The sequence below is a fragment of the Actinophytocola sp. genome, from assembly GCF_036402745.1.
Taxonomy (GTDB): Bacteria; Actinomycetota; Actinomycetes; order Mycobacteriales; family Pseudonocardiaceae; genus Actinophytocola.
In genome coordinates, this window is sequence record NZ_DASWSJ010000128.1 from 1 (window position 1) to 18746 (window position 18746).

Annotated in this window: 23 protein-coding genes; 17 read left to right on the forward strand and 6 right to left on the reverse strand. The window is 70.3% G+C overall.

Going from position 1 to position 18746, the window contains the following annotated elements:
- Positions 1–942, reverse strand: a 942-nt coding sequence (locus VGD70_RS12600; protein WP_331081308.1) for a hydrogenase expression protein HypE, incomplete at its 3' end; no start/stop codon positions are given.
- Between the two features lie 214 nt (positions 943–1156).
- Here VGD70_RS12600 and VGD70_RS12605 point away from each other — a divergent pair.
- The 13 genes from VGD70_RS12605 (at position 1157) to VGD70_RS36945 (ending at position 9888) form a co-directional block, all read left to right on the forward strand.
- On the forward strand, positions 1157–1699 hold the full coding sequence (locus VGD70_RS12605; protein WP_331081309.1) for a helix-turn-helix domain-containing protein: 543 nt from the start codon (positions 1157–1159) through the stop codon (positions 1697–1699).
- Positions 1700–1802: 103 nt separating this feature from the next.
- On the forward strand, positions 1803–2345 hold the full coding sequence (locus VGD70_RS12610) for a YceI family protein (RefSeq protein ID WP_331081311.1): 543 nt from the start codon (positions 1803–1805) through the stop codon (positions 2343–2345).
- On the forward strand, positions 2342–2632 hold the full coding sequence (locus tag VGD70_RS12615; protein WP_331081313.1) for a muconolactone Delta-isomerase family protein: 291 nt from the start codon (positions 2342–2344) through the stop codon (positions 2630–2632). The genes VGD70_RS12610 and VGD70_RS12615 overlap by 4 nt, the downstream gene beginning before the upstream one ends.
- A 111-nt stretch (positions 2633–2743) precedes the next feature.
- Positions 2744–3112 (forward strand): hypothetical protein, encoded by a 369-nt coding sequence (locus VGD70_RS12620; protein WP_331081315.1) that lies wholly within the window; start codon positions 2744–2746, stop codon positions 3110–3112.
- Between the two features lie 58 nt (positions 3113–3170).
- Complete coding sequence (locus VGD70_RS12625) at positions 3171–3797, forward strand: SIS domain-containing protein (RefSeq protein WP_331081316.1); 627 nt, start codon at positions 3171–3173, stop codon at positions 3795–3797.
- Positions 3797–4027: a HypC/HybG/HupF family hydrogenase formation chaperone gene (locus VGD70_RS12630; RefSeq protein ID WP_331081318.1), complete on the forward strand. Its 231-nt coding sequence runs from the start codon at positions 3797–3799 to the stop codon at positions 4025–4027. Before VGD70_RS12625 ends, VGD70_RS12630 begins: the two co-directional genes overlap by 1 nt.
- Positions 4024–4710, forward strand: a complete 687-nt coding sequence (locus tag VGD70_RS12635; protein WP_331081320.1) for an SIS domain-containing protein — start codon at positions 4024–4026, stop codon at positions 4708–4710. The genes VGD70_RS12630 and VGD70_RS12635 overlap by 4 nt, the downstream gene beginning before the upstream one ends.
- Before the next feature lie 6 nt (positions 4711–4716).
- Entirely contained in the window at positions 4717–5793 is a 1077-nt protein-coding gene (locus VGD70_RS12640) for a hydrogenase expression protein HypE (RefSeq protein WP_331081322.1), read from the forward strand.
- A 12-nt stretch (positions 5794–5805) separates the two neighbouring features.
- The gene (locus VGD70_RS12645) at positions 5806–7599 is read left to right on the forward strand and encodes a nickel-dependent hydrogenase large subunit (protein WP_331081324.1); all 1794 of its coding nucleotides are present in this window, start codon (positions 5806–5808) and stop codon (positions 7597–7599) included.
- Between the two features lies 1 nt (position 7600).
- Positions 7601–8479: a NifU family protein gene (locus VGD70_RS12650; RefSeq protein WP_331081326.1), complete on the forward strand. Its 879-nt coding sequence runs from the start codon at positions 7601–7603 to the stop codon at positions 8477–8479.
- Positions 8476–9126, forward strand: coding sequence for a DUF5947 family protein (locus VGD70_RS12655; protein ID WP_331081328.1), 651 nt, complete (start codon positions 8476–8478; stop codon positions 9124–9126). Before VGD70_RS12650 ends, VGD70_RS12655 begins: the two co-directional genes overlap by 4 nt.
- A 2-nt stretch (positions 9127–9128) precedes the next feature.
- Entirely contained in the window at positions 9129–9770 is a 642-nt protein-coding gene (locus VGD70_RS12660) for a DUF6084 family protein (protein WP_331081330.1), read from the forward strand.
- A 13-nt stretch (positions 9771–9783) separates the two neighbouring features.
- Positions 9784–9888 (forward strand): DUF6893 family small protein, encoded by a 105-nt coding sequence (locus VGD70_RS36945; RefSeq protein WP_414637951.1) that lies wholly within the window; start codon positions 9784–9786, stop codon positions 9886–9888.
- A 3-nt stretch (positions 9889–9891) separates the two neighbouring features.
- On the opposite strand, the gene VGD70_RS12665 is transcribed toward VGD70_RS36945, so the two are convergent.
- Positions 9892–12324, reverse strand: coding sequence for a carbamoyltransferase HypF (locus tag VGD70_RS12665; protein ID WP_331081332.1), 2433 nt, complete (start codon positions 12322–12324; stop codon positions 9892–9894).
- Positions 12325–12617: 293 nt separating this feature from the next.
- On the opposite strand from VGD70_RS12665, the gene VGD70_RS12670 reads away from it, so the two are divergent.
- Positions 12618–13913, forward strand: a complete 1296-nt coding sequence (locus VGD70_RS12670; RefSeq protein WP_331081334.1) for a hemolysin family protein — start codon at positions 12618–12620, stop codon at positions 13911–13913.
- Between the two features lie 308 nt (positions 13914–14221).
- Here the strand turns inward: VGD70_RS12670 and VGD70_RS12675 are convergent, their stop codons facing one another.
- Together VGD70_RS12675 and VGD70_RS12680 are read right to left on the reverse strand one after the other, a co-directional pair.
- Complete coding sequence (locus VGD70_RS12675; protein ID WP_331081336.1) at positions 14222–15103, reverse strand: hypothetical protein; 882 nt, start codon at positions 15101–15103, stop codon at positions 14222–14224.
- A 3-nt stretch (positions 15104–15106) separates the two neighbouring features.
- Positions 15107–15310 carry a hypothetical protein gene (locus VGD70_RS12680; protein ID WP_331081338.1) on the reverse strand — a complete coding sequence of 68 codons (204 nt, stop codon included), beginning with the start codon at positions 15308–15310 and terminating at the stop codon, positions 15107–15109.
- Positions 15311–15718: 408 nt separating this feature from the next.
- On the opposite strand from VGD70_RS12680, the gene VGD70_RS12685 reads away from it, so the two are divergent.
- Together VGD70_RS12685 and VGD70_RS12690 are read left to right on the forward strand one after the other, a co-directional pair.
- Positions 15719–16624 carry an alpha/beta hydrolase gene (locus tag VGD70_RS12685; RefSeq protein WP_331081340.1) on the forward strand — a complete coding sequence of 302 codons (906 nt, stop codon included), beginning with the start codon at positions 15719–15721 and terminating at the stop codon, positions 16622–16624.
- Between the two features lie 87 nt (positions 16625–16711).
- A complete protein-coding gene (locus VGD70_RS12690) occupies positions 16712–17278 on the forward strand; it encodes a hypothetical protein (protein ID WP_331081341.1) in 567 nt (188 codons plus the stop codon).
- A 1-nt stretch (position 17279) separates the two neighbouring features.
- Here the strand turns inward: VGD70_RS12690 and VGD70_RS12695 are convergent, their stop codons facing one another.
- Both VGD70_RS12695 and VGD70_RS12700 read right to left on the reverse strand, forming a co-directional pair.
- Complete coding sequence (locus VGD70_RS12695; RefSeq protein ID WP_331081343.1) at positions 17280–17462, reverse strand: hypothetical protein; 183 nt, start codon at positions 17460–17462, stop codon at positions 17280–17282.
- 234 nt (positions 17463–17696) lie between these two features.
- A complete protein-coding gene (locus tag VGD70_RS12700) occupies positions 17697–17882 on the reverse strand; it encodes a PspC domain-containing protein (protein ID WP_331081345.1) in 186 nt (61 codons plus the stop codon).
- 135 nt (positions 17883–18017) lie between these two features.
- On the opposite strand from VGD70_RS12700, the gene VGD70_RS12705 reads away from it, so the two are divergent.
- On the forward strand, positions 18018–18743 hold the full coding sequence (locus tag VGD70_RS12705) for a class I SAM-dependent methyltransferase (protein WP_331081347.1): 726 nt from the start codon (positions 18018–18020) through the stop codon (positions 18741–18743).
- The last annotated feature ends 3 nt before the right edge of the window (positions 18744–18746 follow it).

Genomic DNA, 18746 nt, shown 5'->3' on the forward strand with positions numbered 1-18746 from the left:
CACGCCGCCGTAGATCTTGCTGCCCGTCGCGGACACGCGGGATCCCGGTGGGGCGTCCATGAACGGCATGAACTGGTCGGGGAAGCCGGGCATCGTGCAGCCGATGCAGATCCCGCCGACATTCGGGCAGCCGCCCACGCCGTTGATCCAGCCCCGCTTGGGCACGTTGCACTTCACCACCGGGCCCCAGCAGCCGAGCTTCACCAGGCACTTGGGCGAGCCGTACTCGGTGGCGAAGTCACCCTGCTCGTAGTAGCCCGCGCGGTCGCAACCCTCGTGCACGGTGGCCTCGAACAGCCACCGCGGCCGCAGCTCGGAGTCCAGCGGGATCATCGGCGCCTGACCGGCCACCTGGTAGAGCAGGTAGAGGATCGTCTCCGACAGGTTGTCGCCCTGGATCGGGCAGCCCGGCACGCACACGATCGGGATGCCCGCCTTGGACTTCCAGTCCCAGCCGAGGTAGTCCGGCACACCCATCGCACCGGTCGGGTTGCCGGCCATCGCGTGGATGCCGCCGTAGGTCGCGCAGGTGCCCACCGCCAGCACCAGGAGTGCCTTGGGCGCGAGCCGGTCGAGCCACTCGCTGGTGGTGATCGGCTGGCCGGTCGCCGGGTTGTTGCCGAACCCGCACCAGTAGCCCTCGGACTTGATCGCCTCGTTCGGGATCGAGCCCTCCACCACCAGCACGAACGGTTCCAGCTCGCCGCGGTCGGCCTTGTGCCACCACTCGATGAACGTGTCGGCACCCGTCTCGGGCCCGCACTCGTAGTCGATCAGCGGCCAGTGCACCGCGATCTTCGGCAGCCCTGGCAACGCACCCAGCACGATCTCCTCGATGCTCGGCTGCGTCGCCGCCGTCAAGGCGACCGAGTCGCCGTCACACCCCAACCCGCCGTTCATCCACAGAATATGAACCACCGGCTCGGTTTCGACCGTCGACATGGAAGCCTCCTCACAGCCATGATTGCTGTGGGTCACAGTGGCCCGAAAAGAACGGTAGACCGGATGATCGGTGGCAGCAAGAGTGCGCCGGACAGAAATGTCCGGGCCTTGATCGAATTCATTCTCCGCCTCGCTCTTGCTCCGTCCTGCGGTTCGGTGGGCGGGTTATGCGAGGTAGGCTCGCTGCACCACAGGGGGCGATGGGTGGGAAGACGTGACGGAGCCCAGGGACGACCCGCACGATGAGCAGCTCGAGGTCCTGCCGGTCGTGGTGCTGTCGAGAACATTTCCCGCGCGCCCGTCGTCGATTCCGGAAATCCGGGAATTCGTACGCAGGTGCCTCGCCGACTCGCCACTGTCCGATGCGGACAACAGTGCGGTGAGCCAGACGGTGTTCCGGGCCTTGCTGGACGCCGCCGGGCCGACGGGCACGATTCAGATCTCCTTCCGGATCTTCCCCGAGCACGTCGAGGTGGACGTCCTGCACTCGCATCCGGGTCTGGCGGAGGAGCCGGAGCTGCGGCAGCTGAGCGGCGTGCCGCTGCCCGTGCCGGCGACCGGGCCGCGGACCCCCGAGACGTTCGCCGACTGGATGTCGGAGGTGCTGCGGAGGAACGGCCTGACCCAGGAACAGGCGGCCAGGCAGCTGGGTGTATCGGTGAAGACGGTGAGCCGGTGGGTGGGCGGGGAGACCGAGCCGCGCCTGCGTGACCTGCGCCGTATCCAGGAGGAGTTCGGCGACACGCCGCTGTCCTGACGCAACGCGAAAAGATATCCCGAATATCGAGTCCGGAAATCGCGGAATCCGCGATTTCGTGATTGGGCTGTACCAGGTGTGCGGGTGGGCCTACGGTGTTTTCATGTCGTCGGGCAGAACGCACCGCGTCGGACCGGACAGCGGCCGGCTCATCCTGCGCACTGCCCGGCGGGGCCTGGCCTCGAACGTCGGCCACGACCTCACGGTCGAGGTGGGCCGCTGGTCAGGGGAGGTGCTGGCGGCCGATGACCCGGTCGCCAGCACGGTCGACGTCACCGCCGAGCTCGCCACCCTGCGCGTGCTCGAGGGCACCGGCGGGGTGCTGCCACTGTCCGAAAGGGACAAGCGCGACATCGCGCGCACCGCGCGCAGGCTGCTCGACGCGGACCGTCGGCCGCACGCCCGGTTCACCTCGGAGAGGGTCAGCGAATCCGGTGTGATCACGGGAAAACTCACGGTGCGCGGTGCGACTCGTCCGCTGGAGCTGACCGTCACCGAGCTGGGTGCCGGCCGGTACCGGGCCACCGGGACGGTCGTGCAGTCGGAGTACGGGATCGCGCCGTACACGGCGTTCTTCGGCGCGCTCCGGCTCGCCGACCCGGTCGAGGTGGAGGCCGAGGTCGATCTTTCCGGGCCTGTGTCATGAAGTTCCTGGTGTTGTGGCGGATGGAGCTGTCGCTGTTGTCCAGCGAGATGGCCGCGGCCGTGGCCCGGATGCCGCGCTACGCCAAGCCACTCGAGGAGCGGGGCACCGTCGTGGCTCGATATCATCTGGTCGGGCAGCACGGCGGCGCATGGATCTACGAGGTCGACTCGAACGAGGAGCTCGAAAGGCTGCTCGCCACTTCACCCGTGTACAACTTTGCCCGCTATGAGATATATCCACTGGCGGAAATGCCCGATCCGGAGGCATCTTCCACAATAGCTCATTGACGTGATGGGAAAAGCGGCGAACACTTGTGTCGTTCCTCAGGACAGAGGTGTCCGATGAGTGCTCCTAGCCCGGAACCGGCGCGCGAGCGACATTGGGTGTGCGCCCAGAGAATGCGTGAGCGAAGGCGCACGCTTGGGCTCACGCAACGCGAAGTCGTCGGACGACTCGCCAGCCAGGGGAGCCGCACCACCAACCGGGCGCTCAGCTCGATGGAGAACGGCCGCGGGCTCGATCTCGGGTTGTTGCCGGACCTCGCCGAGTCGCTGGAGTGCACCGTCACCTACCTACTGGGGTTGGCCGAGGACCCGCACTGCTGGCAGCCGGACCACGACGGCCGGCCGCCGGTGCGGGCGGTCCAGCCCGTGCTCGAAGAGGCCGGGCGCGCCGCCGGCGTGCTCGGCCCGGAGATACCGACCGGCTTTGCCGCGCCGGGTCGGATCCGCCGGCGTGGCCGGCCCATTGCCGCCGATGGAGGCTAACTGGTCCAGCCCCGGAGTTCGCTGACTACCTCTTCCACCACATCAGAGGTGTTGACCAATGACGAAGGTGTCATCGGTTCATGTTCCGGTTCGCGTCGACGAGCTTTTCGCCCGGCGCGTGGCCCCGCTGAACGATCTCGCCCAGCAGGCCGCCGAGGTCGCGCGCACCTGTCACGCGATGGCCGAACGGTTCCACCGCAACGGAAAACTCGTCGTGTTCGGCAACGGCGGGCCCAGCACCGACGCGCAGCACGTGGCGGTCGAGTTCGTCCACCCGGTGATCGTCGGGAAGCGGGCCCTGCCCGCGGTGTCGCTGACCGCCGACGTGGCGACCGTGACCGGCATCGCCAACAGGGTGGGCCTCGAGGAGATCTTCGCGCACCAGATCCGGTTGCTGGCCGAGCCCGCGGACATCGCGCTCGGGCTGTCCGCCGACGGCGACTGCCGCAATGTCCTACGTGGACTCCGGCAGGCGCGCGAACTCGGCATGCTCACCGTCGCGCTGCTCGGCGGCGACGGCGGCACGATCGCCGCGAGCGGGTTCGCCGACCACGTGCTGACCGCCGCGACGACCGACCCACGGGTGGTCAAGGAGGTGCACGTGACCATGTACCACGTCCTGTGGGAGCTGGTGCACGTGTTCTTCGAGCAGCCGGGGGTACTCGACCCGGGGGTGCTGCGCTGATGGACGCCTACCCCGAGGTCCCCGCGTGCACCGACGAGGTCTGCATCACCTGCTCGGACCAGGCCGTACCGGTAACCGTGCTGCGCCTGCTCGACGACGAGCTTGCGGAGGTCGCCACCGAGCGCGGCCCCGAAGAGGTGAGCGTCGCGCTGGTGAGCGCTAAGGTCGGCGACACGATCCTCGTCCACGCCAGCGAGGCCATCGCCGTGCTCCCGGGAGGTGGGCCGTGACCGGTGAGCCGTCCCGGGACGTCCAGTCCCTCTACCCGTTCCTCTACGCCGACTCCTCCGATGTGGACTCGGTCCTCGAGCAGGTCCGTCGCTCCACTGTGGACAAGGCGCGGGAGATCATCGAGCTGCGGGCTCTGGTGCTCGAGCGGGACGGGGAGCGGCTCGTGGCGTGCGCGGCCGAGATGGCCGAGCGGTTCGCCGCGGGCGGGCGCCTGCTCACGTTCGGCAACGGCGGCAGCTCCACCGACGCGCAGGACCTGGCGAGCCTGTTCCTCAGCCCGGCGGACGACTCGCGGCCACTGCCGGCGTTCGGGCTGACCAACGACATCGCGGTGATCACCGCGTTGAGCAACGATGTCGGCTTCGACGTGGTGTTCGCCCGGCAGGTGGCCGCCTTCGCCAGGAGCACGGACATCGCGGTCGGGTTGTCCACCAGTGGCAACTCGGCGAACCTGTTGCGGGCCTTCGACGAGGCCGGCCGGAGAGGCCTGCTCACGGTGGGCATCGCGGGCTACGACGGCGGCAAGATGGCGGAGCTGGACAGCATCGACCATCTCTTCGTGGTGCCGTCGCCGTCGGTGCACCGGGTCCAGGAGGCACAGACCACCATCTACCACACGCTGTGGGAGCTGACGCTCGACGCGCTTGATCGTGCGGAGGTTGCGGCCGAAGCGAAAGGGTGACCAGTCATGACCGCATCAACGGATGCCGGCACACGAGTCCCGAAGTCCGAAGAGGACGAACCGGTTGTCCACATCCTGTGGATGAACGGCGGGTTGGGGTGTGACGGGGACTCGGTCGCCTTGACGGCGGCGACGCAGCCGAGCATCGAGGAGATCGTGCTGGGTGCGTTGCCAGGGCTGCCGAAGATCGCGGTGCACTGGCCGCTGATCGACTTCGAGTGCGGGCCCGAGACGGGCGCCGACACGTTCATCGAGTGGTGGCACAAGGCCGACCGCGGCGAGCTCGACCCCTTCGTGCTCGTCGTCGAGGGCTCGGTGCCCAACGAGGCCATCAAGTCCGAGGGCTACTGGTCGGGCTTCGGCAACAACCCCGCCACGGGCCAGCCGATGACCACGAGCGAGTGGCTGGACCGCCTGGCCCCCAAGGCGTTGGCGATCCTCGCGGTCGGCACGTGCGCCACCTACGGCGGCATCCACGCCATGGCCGGCAACCCGACCGGCGCGATGGGCGTGCCCGACTACCTCGGCTGGGACTGGAAGTCCAAGGCCGGCCTGCCGATCGTGTGCGTGCCCGGCTGCCCGGTTCACCCGGACAACCTGTCCGAGACGATCCTCTACCTGCTCTACCAGGCCGCGGGCCAGGCGCCGATGATCCCGCTCGACGAGGCGCTGCGCCCGAAGTGGCTCTTCAGCGCGACCGTCCACGAAGGATGCGACCGCGCCGGCTACTACGAGCAGGGCGAGTTCGCCAAGGAGTACGGCTCGGAGAAGTGCCTGGTGAAGCTCGGCTGCTGGGGCCCGGTGGTGAAGTGCAACGTCCCGAAGCGCGGCTGGATCAACGGCGTGGGCGGCTGTCCCAACGTCGGCGGCATCTGCATCGCCTGCACCATGCCGGGTTTCCCGGACAAGTTCATGCCGTTCATGGACGAGCCGCCCGGCGCGAAGGTCTCCTCCGCGGCGAGCGGCATGTACGGCACGGTCATCCGCGCGCTGCGCGGGTTCACGATGAGGACGGTCGACGAGGAACCGAAGTGGCGGGCCAAGGGGAACGAACTTCTGACCGGCTACAAGTCAACCTGGTGAGGAAGGTCAACGATGACTAAGGCCACGGAACGGGAGCGCGTCGACGAGGCCGCGAAGCGGCAGATCGTCGAGATGGCCTGGGACCCGGTAACCAGGATCGTGGGCAGCCTGGGTATCTACACCAAGATCGACTTCGCCGCGAAGGAAGTGGTCGAGTGTCACAGCACCTCCTCGATCTTCCGCGGGTACAGCATCTTCATGAAGGGCAAGGACCCGCGCGACGCGCACTTCATCACCAGCCGGATCTGCGGCATCTGCGGCGACAACCACGCGACGTGCTCGGTCTACAACCAGAACATGGCCTACGGCGTGCGGCCCCCGCACCTCGGTGAGTGGATCATCAACCTCGGCGAGGCCGCCGAGTACATGTTCGACCACAACATCTTCCAGGAGAACCTGGTCGGGGTCGACTACTGCGAGAAGATGGTCGCCGAGACCAACCCCGGCGTGCTGGAGCTCGCCAACCGCACCGAGTCGCCACACGCCGGCGACCACGGGTACAAGACCATCGGCGACATCATGCGGTCGCTCAACCCACTGGAGGGCGAGTTCTACCGCGAGGCACTGCAGGTCTCCCGCTACACCAGGGAGATGTTCTGCCTCATGGAGGGCCGGCACGTCCACCCGTCCACTTTGTACCCCGGTGGGGTCGGGACGGTGGCGACGGTGCAGCTGTTCACCGACTACCTCACCCGGCTCATGCGCTACGTCGAGTTCATGAAGCGCGTGGTGCCGATGCACGACGACCTGTTCGACTTCTTCTACGAGGCCCTGCCGGGCTACGAGAAGGTCGGCCAGCGCCGGATCCTGCTGGGCTGCTGGGGCAGCCTCAACGACCCCGAGTACTGCGACTTCACCTACCAGAACATGGAGTCCTGGGGTCGCAAGATGTACGTCACCCCGGGTGTGGTCGTCGACGGCAAGCTCGTCACCACCAGCCTCCTGGACATCAACCTCGGCATCCGGATCCTCTTGGGACACTCGTTCTACGAGGACTGGGAGGACCAGGAGATGTTCGTCAACCGCGACCCGCTGGGCAACCCGGTGGACCGCCGGCACCCCTGGAACCAGCACACGATCCCGCGGCCGGCCAAGCGCGACTTCGACGACAAGTACTCCTGGACCATGTCCCCGCGCTGGTTCGACGGCAAGGAGCACCTCGCGCTCGACACCGGCGGCGGCCCCATCGCCCGCCTGTGGTCCACCGCGCTGGCCGGGCTCGTCAACACCGAGTACATCCAGGCGACCGGGCACAGCGTGAAGATCTCGCTCCCCAGGAGCGCGACCAAGCCCGAGGTGCAGTTCGAGTGGAAAATTCCACAGTGGAGCAACGCCATCGAGCGCAACCGGGCGCGCACGTACTTCCAGGCCTACTCCGCGGCGCTGGCGCTCACCTTCGTCCAGAAGGCGCTCGCCGAGATCCGCGCGGGCCACACGAAGACGTGGGAGCCGTTCAAGGTTCCCGACGAGGGCGTGAGCGTCGGCTTCACCGAGGCGGTCCGCGGTGTGCTGTCGCACCACATGGTGATCAGGGGCGGCAAGATCGCGAACTACCACCCGTACCCGCCGACGCCGTGGAACGGCAGCGTGCGCGACACCTACGGCACGCCCGGCCCGTACGAGGACGCCGTGCAGAACACGCCGATCTTCGAGGAGAACCCGCCGGAGAACTTCAAGGGCATCGACATCATGCGCGCGGTCCGCAGCTTCGACCCGTGCCTGCCCTGCGGCGTGCACATGTCCCTGGGTACGGGGAAGACGCTGACGAAGGTGCACACCCCGCACGCGTTCAACGCCGAGTACTGAGATGCCGGGCAACGCTCGCACCGTCGGTGAGCGGATCGAGGAGCTGCTCACCGGCCTGCAGGCCGGCAGGGACAAGGACACCGCGGAGGAGCTGGTCCACCTCCTCGTCGAGATGTACGGCGAGGGGCTGGACCGGATCGTCTCGGCACTCGACCCGGCCGTCGTCACCAAGCTCGCCGACGACGACCTCGTGGAGAGCCTGTTCCTGCTCCACGACCTGCATCCGCTGGACGTGGAGGCCCGGATCCAGCGGGCGCTCGACCGGGTGCGGCCCTACCTCGGGTCGCACGCCGGCGGCGTCACCTACCTCGGCGTCGACGAGGAAGGGGTCGCGCAGCTGCGCCTGGAGGGCAGCTGTGAGGGCTGCGCGTCGTCGACGCTGACGGTGAAGATGGCGATCGAGGGCGCGATCCAGGACGCGGCACCCGAGCTCACCGGCATCGAGGTGGCGGGCGTGGCCGAGCCGGAGCCGGCCACTCCCCTGCTCCAGGTGGGCATGGGACCGCCGCCGGGCTGGGTCGCCGCCGAGGCGCCCCCGCCCGCGCCGGCCGCGGTGGAAGGAGCCTGGGCGACGCTGCCCGACATCGGGCCGCCGTCGGCCCGGCCGGTCGTCGTCGAGCTGGACGGGGTGGCGGTGCTCGTGTGCTCGGTCCGCGGCACGCTGTACGCCTACCGGGACGCGTGCGCGGGCTGCGGCTCGTCGCTGGCGGACGGCGCCCTGAACGGCAACCTGCTCGCCTGCCCGGCGTGCGGCGCGCGGTTCAACGTCCGGCTCGCCGGCCGCGGGGTCGATGAGGCCGCGCACCACCTCGACCCGCTGCCCCTGCTCGCCGACAGCGCGGGCGTCCGGGTCGCCGTACCGAGGGCCGTGGCGTCGTGAGTGGTGGCCCCGGCCTGCGCCGGTTCGTCGGCCAGGCACCCTCGCCCCCGCCTGCCGCCGAGGCGGCGCCGGCCGAGGTCGAGACGTGCGAGCTGTGCGGCACACCGGCCGGGCCCCGGCACGGGCACGTGGTCGACACGGAGAACCGGTCGCTGATGTGTGCCTGCCGCGCCTGCTTCCTGCTGTTCACCCGGCCGGACGCAGGTGGCGGCAGGTTCCGCGCGGTCCCGGAGCGCCACCTCCACGACCCCGCCCGGCCACTCACGACGGCGGAATGGGAGGGCCTCGGCATCCCGGTCGGCGCGGTGTTCTTCCTCCGTGGCGCGGAAGGCCTGTCGGCGTTCTACCCGAGCCCGGCCGGCGCGACCGAGTGCCTGCTCGACCTCGACGCGTGGGCGGAGCTGTCCGCCGAGCATCCACTGCTGGCGGCCGCGGAACCGGAGGTCGAGGCGATCCTGATCCACTCGGCCGCCGGCTCGGTGGAGTGCTTCCTCGTCCCGATCGACCTGTGCTACCAGCTCGTCGGCCTGGTCCGGATGTTCTGGAAGGGCTTCGACGGCGGCCAGGAGGCACACGAGCACATCGACGGGTTCTTCGCGGAGCTACGGGCCCGCGCGGGGACGTTCGAGCCGATGGTCGAGGAGTGACGGTGCCGGAGCTCGTGTTCGACATCGTGGGCGCTGACGCCGACCGGTACGCCGTGATGCCGTCGATGAACCTGCGGCTGCGCATCACCGAGACGAGCGGCGAGCGGGTCGAGGCGATCGCGCTGCGCTGCCAGGTCCGCATCGAGCCGCACCGGCGCCGGTACTCGGCCGGTGAGGCGGCGGGCCTGCACGACCTGTTCGGCGACACCGACCGCTGGGCGGAGACGGTGAAGCCGATGCAGCTCACCACGCTGTCCACCATGGTGCCCGGCTTCACCGGCGCGGTGACCCACACGCTGCCGCTGCCGTTCTCCTACGACCTGGAGATCGCGGCGACGAAGTACTTCAGCGCGCTGGAGGACGGGGTGATCCCGCTGCTGCTGCTCTACAGCGGCACGGTCTTCGGGATGCGCGACGGCAGGCTGTCCGTGCAGCAGGTGCCGTGGAGCAAGGAGAGCGCGTTCCCGCTGCCCGTGTCGGTGTGGCGGGAGACGGTGGACCTGCACTTCCCGGACAGCGCCTGGTTCCGGGTGCGGCTGGACACCATGGCGGCGCTGCGGGAGTTCAAGAGCCGCAACGCGCTGCCCACCTGGGACGCCACGCTCGACGCCCTGCTCGCCGAGGTCAAGGAGAGACGGTCGTAGGAGAGGACTGGACATGCTGGGTCGACTGTTCAAGGCGGCGCTCGTCGCACTGGTGATCCTCGTGGTCATCCAGGCGGTGCCGGACATCAAGCGCTATCGCGCGATGCGCCGGATGTGAGCGTCAGCCGCGGTCCCGCGCGGCGCGGTCCCGCGCGGCGGCGACGGCGGCCTGCCCGAGGCTGATGCCGCCGTCGTTGGTCGGCACCCGGCCATGGGTGAGCACCCGGAAGCCGGCGCCGGTCAGCCGGTCCACGCATCCGTTGAGCAGCAGGAGGTTCTGGAACACCCCACCGGACAGCGCGACCGTCCCCACCCCGGTGGTGTCGCGGAGCCCCAGACAGGCGCGCCCGATCGCGTCCACGACACCGTTGTGGAACCGGGCCGCGATGACCGCGGGCGCCACCCCGGCCCGCAGGTCCTCCGCCGCCGCGCGCACGAGGTCCGCGCCGGCAACGCGGGTGCCCTCGCCGATGCCCGCCACGTAGTAGCCACGCTCGGCCGGTTCCGCCAGCTGCTCCAGCTCGACGGCCGCCTGCCCCTCGTAGTTGATCGTGTCGCGCAGCCCGAGCAGGGCCGACACCGCGTCGAACAGCCGGCCGGCGCTGGAGGTGGGCGGGGAGCTCGTGCCGGCGCGGGCGATCGCGAGCACGTCGGCCCAGCGGGACTCGTTGCGCCGCAGCACGTCGAGCCCGGCCGGCGGCGCGCCCGCGTAGGCCACGTCGAGGTAGGCCGCGGCCATCCGCCACGGCTGCCGGATCGCCGCGGTGCCACCGGGCAGCGCGACGGGCTCGAGGTGGCCGACGCGCTCGAACCCGGCCAGGTCGGCGAGGAGGAACTCGCCGCCCCAGATGGTGCCATCGGTGCCGTAGCCCAGGCCGTCGAAGGCGACGCCGAGCACCGGGCCGGGCTCGCCGTTGTCTGCCAGGCACGAGGCGATGTGCGCGTGGTGGTGCTGCACGCCGACCAGCTCGACGTCGCCGGCCTCCATTCCCATGGCGTGCTTCGTGGACAGGTACTCCGGGTGCAGGTCGTGCGCCACCAGCACGGGGTCGACGTCGAAGAGCCGCCCGAAGTGCTCGATGCCCTCCACGTAGGACCGGAGCGTCTCGTAGTTCTCGAGGTCGCCGATGTGGTGGGACACGAAGGCGTGCCGGTCCTTCGCGAGGCAGAAGGTGTTCTTCAGCTCGGCGCCGCAGGCCAGGATCGGGCGGGGCGCGGGCCAGCGCAGCGTGACCGGCTCGGGGACGTAGCCGCGGGAGCGCCGCAGCACCGACTCGCGGCCGCGGAAGGGCCGGACCACCGAGTCGTCGGTGCGGATGTGGATGGGCCGGTCGTGGGTGAGGAACCCTTCGGCGATGCCGCCGAGCCGCCGCCGGGCGTCGTCGTCGGTGTAGGCGATCGGCTCGTCGGACACGTTGCCGCTGGTGAGCACGATCGGCGCGTTCACCGCACGCAGCAGCAGGTGGTGCATGGGGGTGTAGGGCAGCATCAGCCCGAGCTGGCGGTTGCCCGGCGCCACCGACGGCGCCACGAGGTGGCCGGTGGCGCTGCCGGCGGCGGCATCCGGGGCGCTGCTGGTGGCGGCGTCCGTGGCGGTGGCGGTGGCGGTACCGCCGTCGGTGCGGCGGGTGAGCAGCACGATCGGCCGGCGTCTGCTGGTGAGCAGCTCGACGGCGGCGGGGTCCAGCTCGCACAGCCTCCCCGCGGTGTCCACATCGGACACCATGACGGCGAACGGCTTGTCCTCGCGGTGCTTTCGCTCGCGCAGCGCGGCCGCGGCGGCCTCGTGCCCGGCGAGGACCGCGAGGTGGTAGCCGCCGATGCCCTTGATCGCGAGCACCTGCCCGGCCTTCAGGCGTGCGGCGGCCTGCGCGATCGGCTCCGTGCCGGGCGCGTCGGCTGCGTCGTCGTTCTTGTTGTCGTCGTTGTTGTTGTTGTCGTTGTTGTCGTCGTCGTTCTCGTTGTCGTCGTTGTCGTCGTCGAGGCGCAGCCGGGGACCGCAGTCCGCGCAGCACGTCGGCTGGGCGTGGAAGCGACGGTCGGTGGGGTCGTGGTACTCGGCGGCGCACGGCTCGCACATCGCGAAGCCGGCCATCGTGGTCAGCGGGCGGTCGTAGGGCACGTCACGCACGATCGTGAACCGCGGCCCGCAGTTCGTGCAGTTGATGAACGGGTAGCCGAACCGGCGGTCGGCGGCGTCGGCGAGCTCGCGCAGGCAGTCGTCACACGTGGCGCTGTCCGCCGAGACGAGCGTGTGCCGCTGCCCGGCCGCCTCACTCGCGACGATCGAGAAGTCACCCGCGCCGGTCGGCGCCGCGGCGGTGGTGGTGATCCGCTCGATCGCGGCGAGCGGCGGCGGGTGCTCGGCCAGCGCCGACAGGAACGCCTCGACCTGCGGCAGCGTCCCCTCGACCTCGACGAAGACCCCGCTGACGTCGTTGCCGACCCGCCCGGCCACCCCGATCCGGGTCGCGAGCCCGTAGACGAACGGCCGAAAGCCGACGCCTTGGACGACCCCCTCGACGCGGACATTGCGCCGGACGCGCTCGCTCACGGGCTCAGGCTAGGCCGCCGCGGCGTTCGGGACAGCCCCGGCGGCCGCCGGGAAGGGCTCGCGGGCCGACCCTGGGACGCGTCACAAGTGCGGCCTGCGGTCCTGCGCCCGGACCGGTTCGCCACCGGCCACCGGCCACCGCCTCCGCCTCCGCGGTGGCGAGCCCGCTGCCGCGCACCTTCACGGCGGGCCGATTCCACAGTGGACGGCCCGGCGGGGACGACTCGCGGACCCGGGGTGAGCGCTTGCTAGCGTTGCGGCCTGCCACACAGCGGATCGGGGCGAGGGCCGACATGGGCGGTTACTGGTTCAACATCGTGCTGGTCGGGGTCCTGATCCTGCTCAACGCCGTGTTCGCGGGCAGCGAGATCGCGCTGATCTCGTTGCGCGAGGGCCAGCTGAAGCAGCTGGAGCGGCGCGGTGGGCGGGCAGGCCGGACGCTGGTCCGGCTGGCCCGCGACCCCAACCGGTTCCTCGCGACGATCCAGGTGGGCATCACCCTCGCCGGCTTCCTCGCCTCGGCCACCGCGGCCGTGTCGCTCGCCGCGCCGGTCGCGCCGCTGTTCAGCTTCCTCGGCGCGGCCGCGCAGCCGGTGGCGATCGCGCTGATCACGCTGGTCCTGACGTTCCTCACGCTCGTCTTCGGCGAGCTCGCCCCCAAGCGGCTGGCCATGCAGTACGCCCAGCGGTGGGCGCTGGCCGTCGCCCGCCCGCTCGACTTCCTGTCCCGGATCTCGCGGCCCGCGATCTGGACGCTCGGCAAGACCACCGACCTCATCGTCCGCATCTTCGGCGGCAACCCCGACGCGGCCAAGGAGCAGCTCAGTCCCGAGGAGCTGCGCGACCTCGTCGTCGGCCACCGCGGCCTCAACGCCGAGCAGCGCACGATCATCACCGGTGCCCTCGAGATCCACGAGCGCCTGCTGCGCGAGGTGCTCGTCCCCCGCCGTGCCGTGTTGACGATCCGCGCCGACCTGCCGATCGCCGACGCGCGCACCGCCCTCGCCGAGTCCGGGCACACCCGCGCCCCGATCGTGCGGGACGGACACCTCGACGACGTGATCGGCGTGGTGACCCTCCGCGACCTGCTCGACGACGACCGCACGCTCGCCGATGTGGCCCGTCCGCCGGTCGTGTTCCCCGACTCGGTCCGGGTGTCCGACGCACTGCGCCGGTTCAAGGACGAGCGCGAGCAGTTCGCGCTGGTGGCCAACGAGCACGGCGCCATCGACGGGATCGTCACCCTCGAGGACCTGCTGGAGGAGATCGTGGGCGAGATCTACGACGAGACCGACCCCGACATCATGGCCGTCCGGACCCAGCCCGACGGCACGCTGATCCTGCCCGGGACGTTCCCCATCCACGACCTCATCGACCTGGGCGTCGAGATAGCGGACCGCCCCGAGGGCGACTACGCCACGATCGCCGGGCTCGTGCTCACCGAGCTGGGCCGCATCCCCACCGCACCCGGCGACCGGGTCACCCTCACGGATTGGACCATCGAGGTCACGGCGATCGACCACAACGCGATCACCGAGGTCCGGCTCCACCACCACCCGAGCACGACCACGGACGAGGCGCGGGACTAAGGCCTGTCTCGTAGATCATGGTGTGAAGTCCTGCGCCGACCACCGGAACCTCAGGGGACCGTGACGGCACCCAGCCACCACCCACCTCGATACCCGCACGATTCGCTGGGACGCAACGCACACTTTTGATCCCGGGGAGGCGGACTAGCCGTCCTGTAAATGATCTGGACCGGATGGGAGGCCCGGCGCCTCGCTCGGAGGTTGGCGCGGGTTGCCGTCGCGTCGGTGGCGGTAGAGCGCCCGGCCGGGGTGGTGGTCGCGGACACGGCGTACGTCGGGCGGCGGTCGGGTGGTGGAGTGGGCTCGTGTCAGAGGGCGGTCTGGATCAGGTGTTTGAGGGTGTCGTCGTCGGCCAAGGCTGGGAGGGCCAGCACTCGGCGTTGGGCTTGCTCGCCCATCGCGGATACGGTCGTCAACAGTTCGCCTACCGCGCCGTTGGCCATGGCGGTGTGGAGGAGCTCGGTCAGGGTTTCGTCGTCGGATTCGGCGGCGTACTCGCCCAAGCGGGCGCGTAGGTGGTGGTCCTTCAGGCGGCCCATCAGGGTCAGGCCGGCTGAGCGCAGGTCGGTCGGGCCCGCCAGGGCGCGGTGGACTATGGCGCGCAAGCGTTGCGGGGGCAGCACGGCTACCGCTCGGGTGAGTTGCGCGTCGGACTCCGCGTAGACGCCTATGCGCAGCAGGGCCTCGTCGGGGACGGTCGCCGCCACGTGCACCAGGAGCTGCTCGGTGGCTACGTCCAGCAGGCGGCCCAGGGTGATGAACTCGCCGCGAGCCACCAGCTCCATGACGACCGCCAGGGCGCGATCGGGGTGGATGCGGCTGATCAGCGGCGCCGCCCGGCGTGGGTCGAGGTGCAGGCAGCTCTCGGCCAGGTACTCGACCGGCATTCGGTTGGCGAACTCGGCCGCCCGGTCCGGGGCCATCTCGCCGGCGACCCGGGCCGCCAGCAGCGGTGAGAAGGCACGCAGCGCGATCCGGACGTTGACCATGGTGGGCAGCACGCTGGTGATCGAGGCGATGCGCCGGAACGCCGCCCGATGCTCGTCGTAGAGGGCGCCCACCACCCGCTCGCGGATCCGGCGGATGTCGCCGGGCGGCAGCGACGCGGCGAAGGCCACGCCCTCCGGCGTGGTGCCCAGTGCCCGGGCCAGCTTGACCAGCTCGGCCTGCGTGGCTAAGTCGCGGCCCATCGGTCAGCGCCCCAGGATCTTGCCGACGGCACCGCGCAGCAACGCCGGCATCTGGCGAAACGCCTCGTCCGAGGCTATCGCCAGCGCCCTGGCCTGGCGCTTCCTGGCGGCCACCAACGCGTCGCGCAGCTGGTCCAGCTCCTGGTCGGACAGGCCGTCCACCACCCGCGCGTCCTCGCCCAACCAGCGCCTCAGCACATCTCGCATGTCGCTGCGCATACCTGACTCTGTCACGTCCGCCGCAGAAAGCCATACCCGGATCCCACGGGTGGCCTAGCGGCATCGTCGGCGTCCGAAGTGGACGGTGGGAGGTGGTCTGCGTCATGGTCCGGTTCCTCTCGCTGCGGGGGCGGCGGGTGCCGTTGTCAGAACCCACATTGCCGCGAGGAACCGGCGGCTGGGGCGGGGAGGCCGCAGGCTGTGGACAACTGGCTGGGCTGTGGACAACCGGCCGCGACGGCGGCGCTGAGGGCCGGGAATGTCGGTGGGTCGTGCTACCGGCCCACGGGCAGGGGATCAACCCTCTCCCACTCTGACCATAACTCGCGTGGCAAGAGGGAAACATCGGACCGCGGGCCGATTTTCCGCTGCCATTCTTTGGTTACCGTTTTGGCCATGCCAGAACTGAAGGCGCTGAATGTCGGCCCGTCCGGAATCGAGATCGCCTACGAACGTCTCGGTGACCCCGCCGCACCGCCGGTCCTGCTGATCATGGGGGGCGGCGCGCAGCTGATCAACTGGCCGGAGGGGTTCTGCCAGGAGCTGGTGGACCGCGGCGTGCAGGTGATCCGGTTCGACAACCGCGACGCCGGCCGGTCTACGCAGTTCTCCGACGCGCCCGTGCCGGACTTCGCGGCGGCACTGGCCGGTGACTTCTCGACGGCGTCCTACACGCTGTCGGACCTGGCGGCCGACACCGTCGGCCTGCTCGACGTGCTCGGGTTCGGCAGCGTGCACCTCGTCGGCGCCTCGATGGGCGGGATGATCGCCCAGATGGTCGCGATCGAGCATCCGGACCGGGTTCGTTCGCTGACGTCGATGATGTCCACCACCGGCGAGCCCGGGGTCGGTGCGGCCGACTTCTCGGCGTTCGCCGAGCTGGGATCGCCTCCGGAGGACCGGGAGGCTTTCATCGAGTGGCAGGTGCGCGCCATGCGGATCGCCGCGTCACCGGGGTTCGCGTTCGACGCGGCCGCGGCGGCCGAGCGCGCCGGACGGATCTACGACCGGGGTTACGCCGTCCTCGGCATGCAGCGCCAGGGCATCGCGGTCGTGGCGACGGGCGACCGCACGCGAGGACTGCGGTCGCTGCGGGTGCCCACCCTGGTGGTGCACGGCGCCGCCGACACCATGTGCGACGTCAGCGGCGGGCGGGCCACGGCGGCCGCCGTCCCCGGCGCTGAGCTGGTGGTCGTGGACGGCATGGCCCACAGCCTCCCGCGGGAGCTGTGGCCCGGGCTCGCCACGCACATCGCCGGTCTCGTCGACCGCGCCGAGGCGGTCGCCGTCTCCGGCGCCTGACGGTGCGTTGCCGGCGCACAGCGGGCCGACGCCCGTTCGCCTATCGTCATCCCCCGGAACCGGACAGGGCGACCGAGGGGGAACCAAATGTACGGCAACAGTTCGGTGGTCACGTTCGCGCCGGAGGTTCCCGCGGGCGCGCCGCTCGTGGTCCGCAGCAAGGGCAGTACCAAGGTGCTCTACGTGGTGCTGCTGGTGTGCGTGGCGCTCGAGTCCGCGCTCGTCCTCGCGGTCCCGTTGCTCGCGGTCTGGTCCGGGTTCGCCCTGTTCCTCGCGCTGATCCCGTTGCTGGCCCTGCAACTGTGGTTCATGGTCATCATCGTGCGCGAGTACCAGGGCTTGCTCGGCCCACAGCTGGCCGCCGACCACACCGGCGTCTGGGTGCGCACGGGCATGGGCAGCCGGCCGGAGGTGGTGTACCTACCGTGGCCCGCCATCGACATGATCGACGCCACCCGCAAGGGCCCGACGGTCCGGATCATGAGCCGCCAGGGCGACGCGCTGTACCCCCGCCGTCCCCACTGGCGCGCCCGCTCGCTGCGACGCCGCTTCGGCACCCCGTTCATCGTGGACGGCCGCCGCTCGGCCGAGCACCCCGAACGCGTCGCCGGCCACTTGCATCGACTCGCCGCACACGCGATGCGGTCCACGTAGGTCAGCGGCGCCGCCGCCAGCTGCGACCGCGCACGTTGACCCCGATCCCCGCAAGGTGCAACGCGACGCATAACAGCCCGGCGACCAGCAGCGTGCCACCGTTTATCGTGGTGCCGAGTGAGGCATCGGCGAGGTCGAGGATGAGCGCCAGCCCGAAAATGACCGCGGCGACAACGGCGAACACGGCAGCCTCCTTGATCAGAAACCCACACTCGGCGGTGGTGCCGAGGCAAGAACACGATCGCGCAGGCAACCCGCCGTGCTGACCAACCGAACCTACCCCACCCCGATAACCGTTGTCGCGCCAAGGAATCCGAACAGCGAAACGCGGAGCGGGTGAGGTCGGACCCGCACGGCGGACAACTGGGTCTCGCCCGATCACGCTAACCGGCCATGCGCCGGGACACGGCGAGGCTGGTCAGTAGGAACGTTTGGGCATCAGCGCCCACAGCACGAGGTATCCGACGAACTGGGGGCCGGGCAGCAGGCAGGACAGCACGAACAGCAGCCGCACCGTGCTGACCTTCCAGCCGAAACGCTCGGCCAGTCCGGCGCACACGCCCGCGATCATCTTCTTGCTCTGGGGCCTCGTCAATGTGGTCATGACTCCACCATCCCCGCGCTCGGATCCCGCGACATCGTTGACAACCCTGAATTACCCCTGACCGCCCCCTGACAACCCGGACCCGGCCGCCCCGGCCCCCGAAAACACTAGGATCGAACCGCCGAAGGGGGCCCCATGGACCGACACATCCGCACGGTGAACGACGTGCTCGAGCTGCTCGACGGGCTGTTCGCGCGGGAGGCTGACCGCTGGAGCGCCGACGGCGGCTCGGACTGGTGGGACGAGTTCTACGCCGACCGCGACAAGGCCGTCCCCTTCTTCGTGGCCAAGCCGGACGAGAACCTCGTCTCCTACCTCGACCGCGGCCTCATCACCCCCGGCCGCGCGCTCGACCTGGGCTGCGGGCCCGGCCGCAACGCCCTGCACCTCGCCTCGGCGGGGTTCACGGTGGACGCCGTCGACCTGTCCCCCACGGCCATCGCCTGGGCGCGGGACCGGGCCCGTGACGCCGGCGCCGATGTGCGGTTCCTCTGCGCCGACGCGTTCAGCACCGACCTGGACGGCCCGTACGACCTGGTCTACGACTCCGGCTGCCTCCACCACCTGCCACCGCACCGCCGCATCAGCTACCTCGCGCTCCTCGACCGCGCGCTCGCCCCCGGCGGGCACCTCGCGCTCAGCTGCTTCGCGGCCGGCGAGATGGGCTCCGAGCTGCCGGACGCCGAGCTCTACCGCAACGCCCGCCTCGACGGCGGCCTCGCCTACACGCCGGAGTCCCTGCGCTGGATCTTCGCCGACCTGACCGAGGTCGAGCTGCGCCGCATGCACGACGAGCCACCCGAGTCCCCGAACTTCGGTGAGCCCTTCCTCTGGACCGCCCTGTTCCGCCGCGACGGCTGAGGG

What these genes read in the sequence shown, in the direction of transcription:
- VGD70_RS36945 (WP_414637951.1), top strand. Translation starts at nt 9,784, where the DNA reads ATGCTGGGTCGACTGTTCAAGGCGGCGCTCGTCGCACTGGTGATCCTC.
- VGD70_RS12610 (WP_331081311.1), top strand. Translation starts at nt 1,803, where the DNA reads ATGTCGTCGGGCAGAACGCACCGCGTCGGACCGGACAGCGGCCGGCTC.
- VGD70_RS12675 (WP_331081336.1), bottom strand. Translation starts at nt 15,103, where the DNA reads ATGGGCCGCGACTTAGCCACGCAGGCCGAGCTGGTCAAGCTGGCCCGG.
- VGD70_RS12690 (WP_331081341.1), top strand. Translation starts at nt 16,712, where the DNA reads ATGTACGGCAACAGTTCGGTGGTCACGTTCGCGCCGGAGGTTCCCGCG.
- VGD70_RS12640 (WP_331081322.1), top strand. Translation starts at nt 4,717, where the DNA reads ATGACCGCATCAACGGATGCCGGCACACGAGTCCCGAAGTCCGAAGAG.
- VGD70_RS12620 (WP_331081315.1), top strand. Translation starts at nt 2,744, where the DNA reads ATGCGTGAGCGAAGGCGCACGCTTGGGCTCACGCAACGCGAAGTCGTC.
- VGD70_RS12625 (WP_331081316.1), top strand. Translation starts at nt 3,171, where the DNA reads ATGACGAAGGTGTCATCGGTTCATGTTCCGGTTCGCGTCGACGAGCTT.
- VGD70_RS12650 (WP_331081326.1), top strand. Translation starts at nt 7,601, where the DNA reads ATGCCGGGCAACGCTCGCACCGTCGGTGAGCGGATCGAGGAGCTGCTC.
- VGD70_RS12630 (WP_331081318.1), top strand. Translation starts at nt 3,797, where the DNA reads ATGGACGCCTACCCCGAGGTCCCCGCGTGCACCGACGAGGTCTGCATC.
- VGD70_RS12685 (WP_331081340.1), top strand. Translation starts at nt 15,719, where the DNA reads ATGCCAGAACTGAAGGCGCTGAATGTCGGCCCGTCCGGAATCGAGATC.
- VGD70_RS12680 (WP_331081338.1), bottom strand. Translation starts at nt 15,310, where the DNA reads ATGCGAGATGTGCTGAGGCGCTGGTTGGGCGAGGACGCGCGGGTGGTG.
- VGD70_RS12670 (WP_331081334.1), top strand. Translation starts at nt 12,618, where the DNA reads ATGGGCGGTTACTGGTTCAACATCGTGCTGGTCGGGGTCCTGATCCTG.
- VGD70_RS12615 (WP_331081313.1), top strand. Translation starts at nt 2,342, where the DNA reads ATGAAGTTCCTGGTGTTGTGGCGGATGGAGCTGTCGCTGTTGTCCAGC.
- VGD70_RS12645 (WP_331081324.1), top strand. Translation starts at nt 5,806, where the DNA reads ATGACTAAGGCCACGGAACGGGAGCGCGTCGACGAGGCCGCGAAGCGG.
- VGD70_RS12705 (WP_331081347.1), top strand. Translation starts at nt 18,018, where the DNA reads ATGGACCGACACATCCGCACGGTGAACGACGTGCTCGAGCTGCTCGAC.
- VGD70_RS12700 (WP_331081345.1), bottom strand. Translation starts at nt 17,882, where the DNA reads ATGACCACATTGACGAGGCCCCAGAGCAAGAAGATGATCGCGGGCGTG.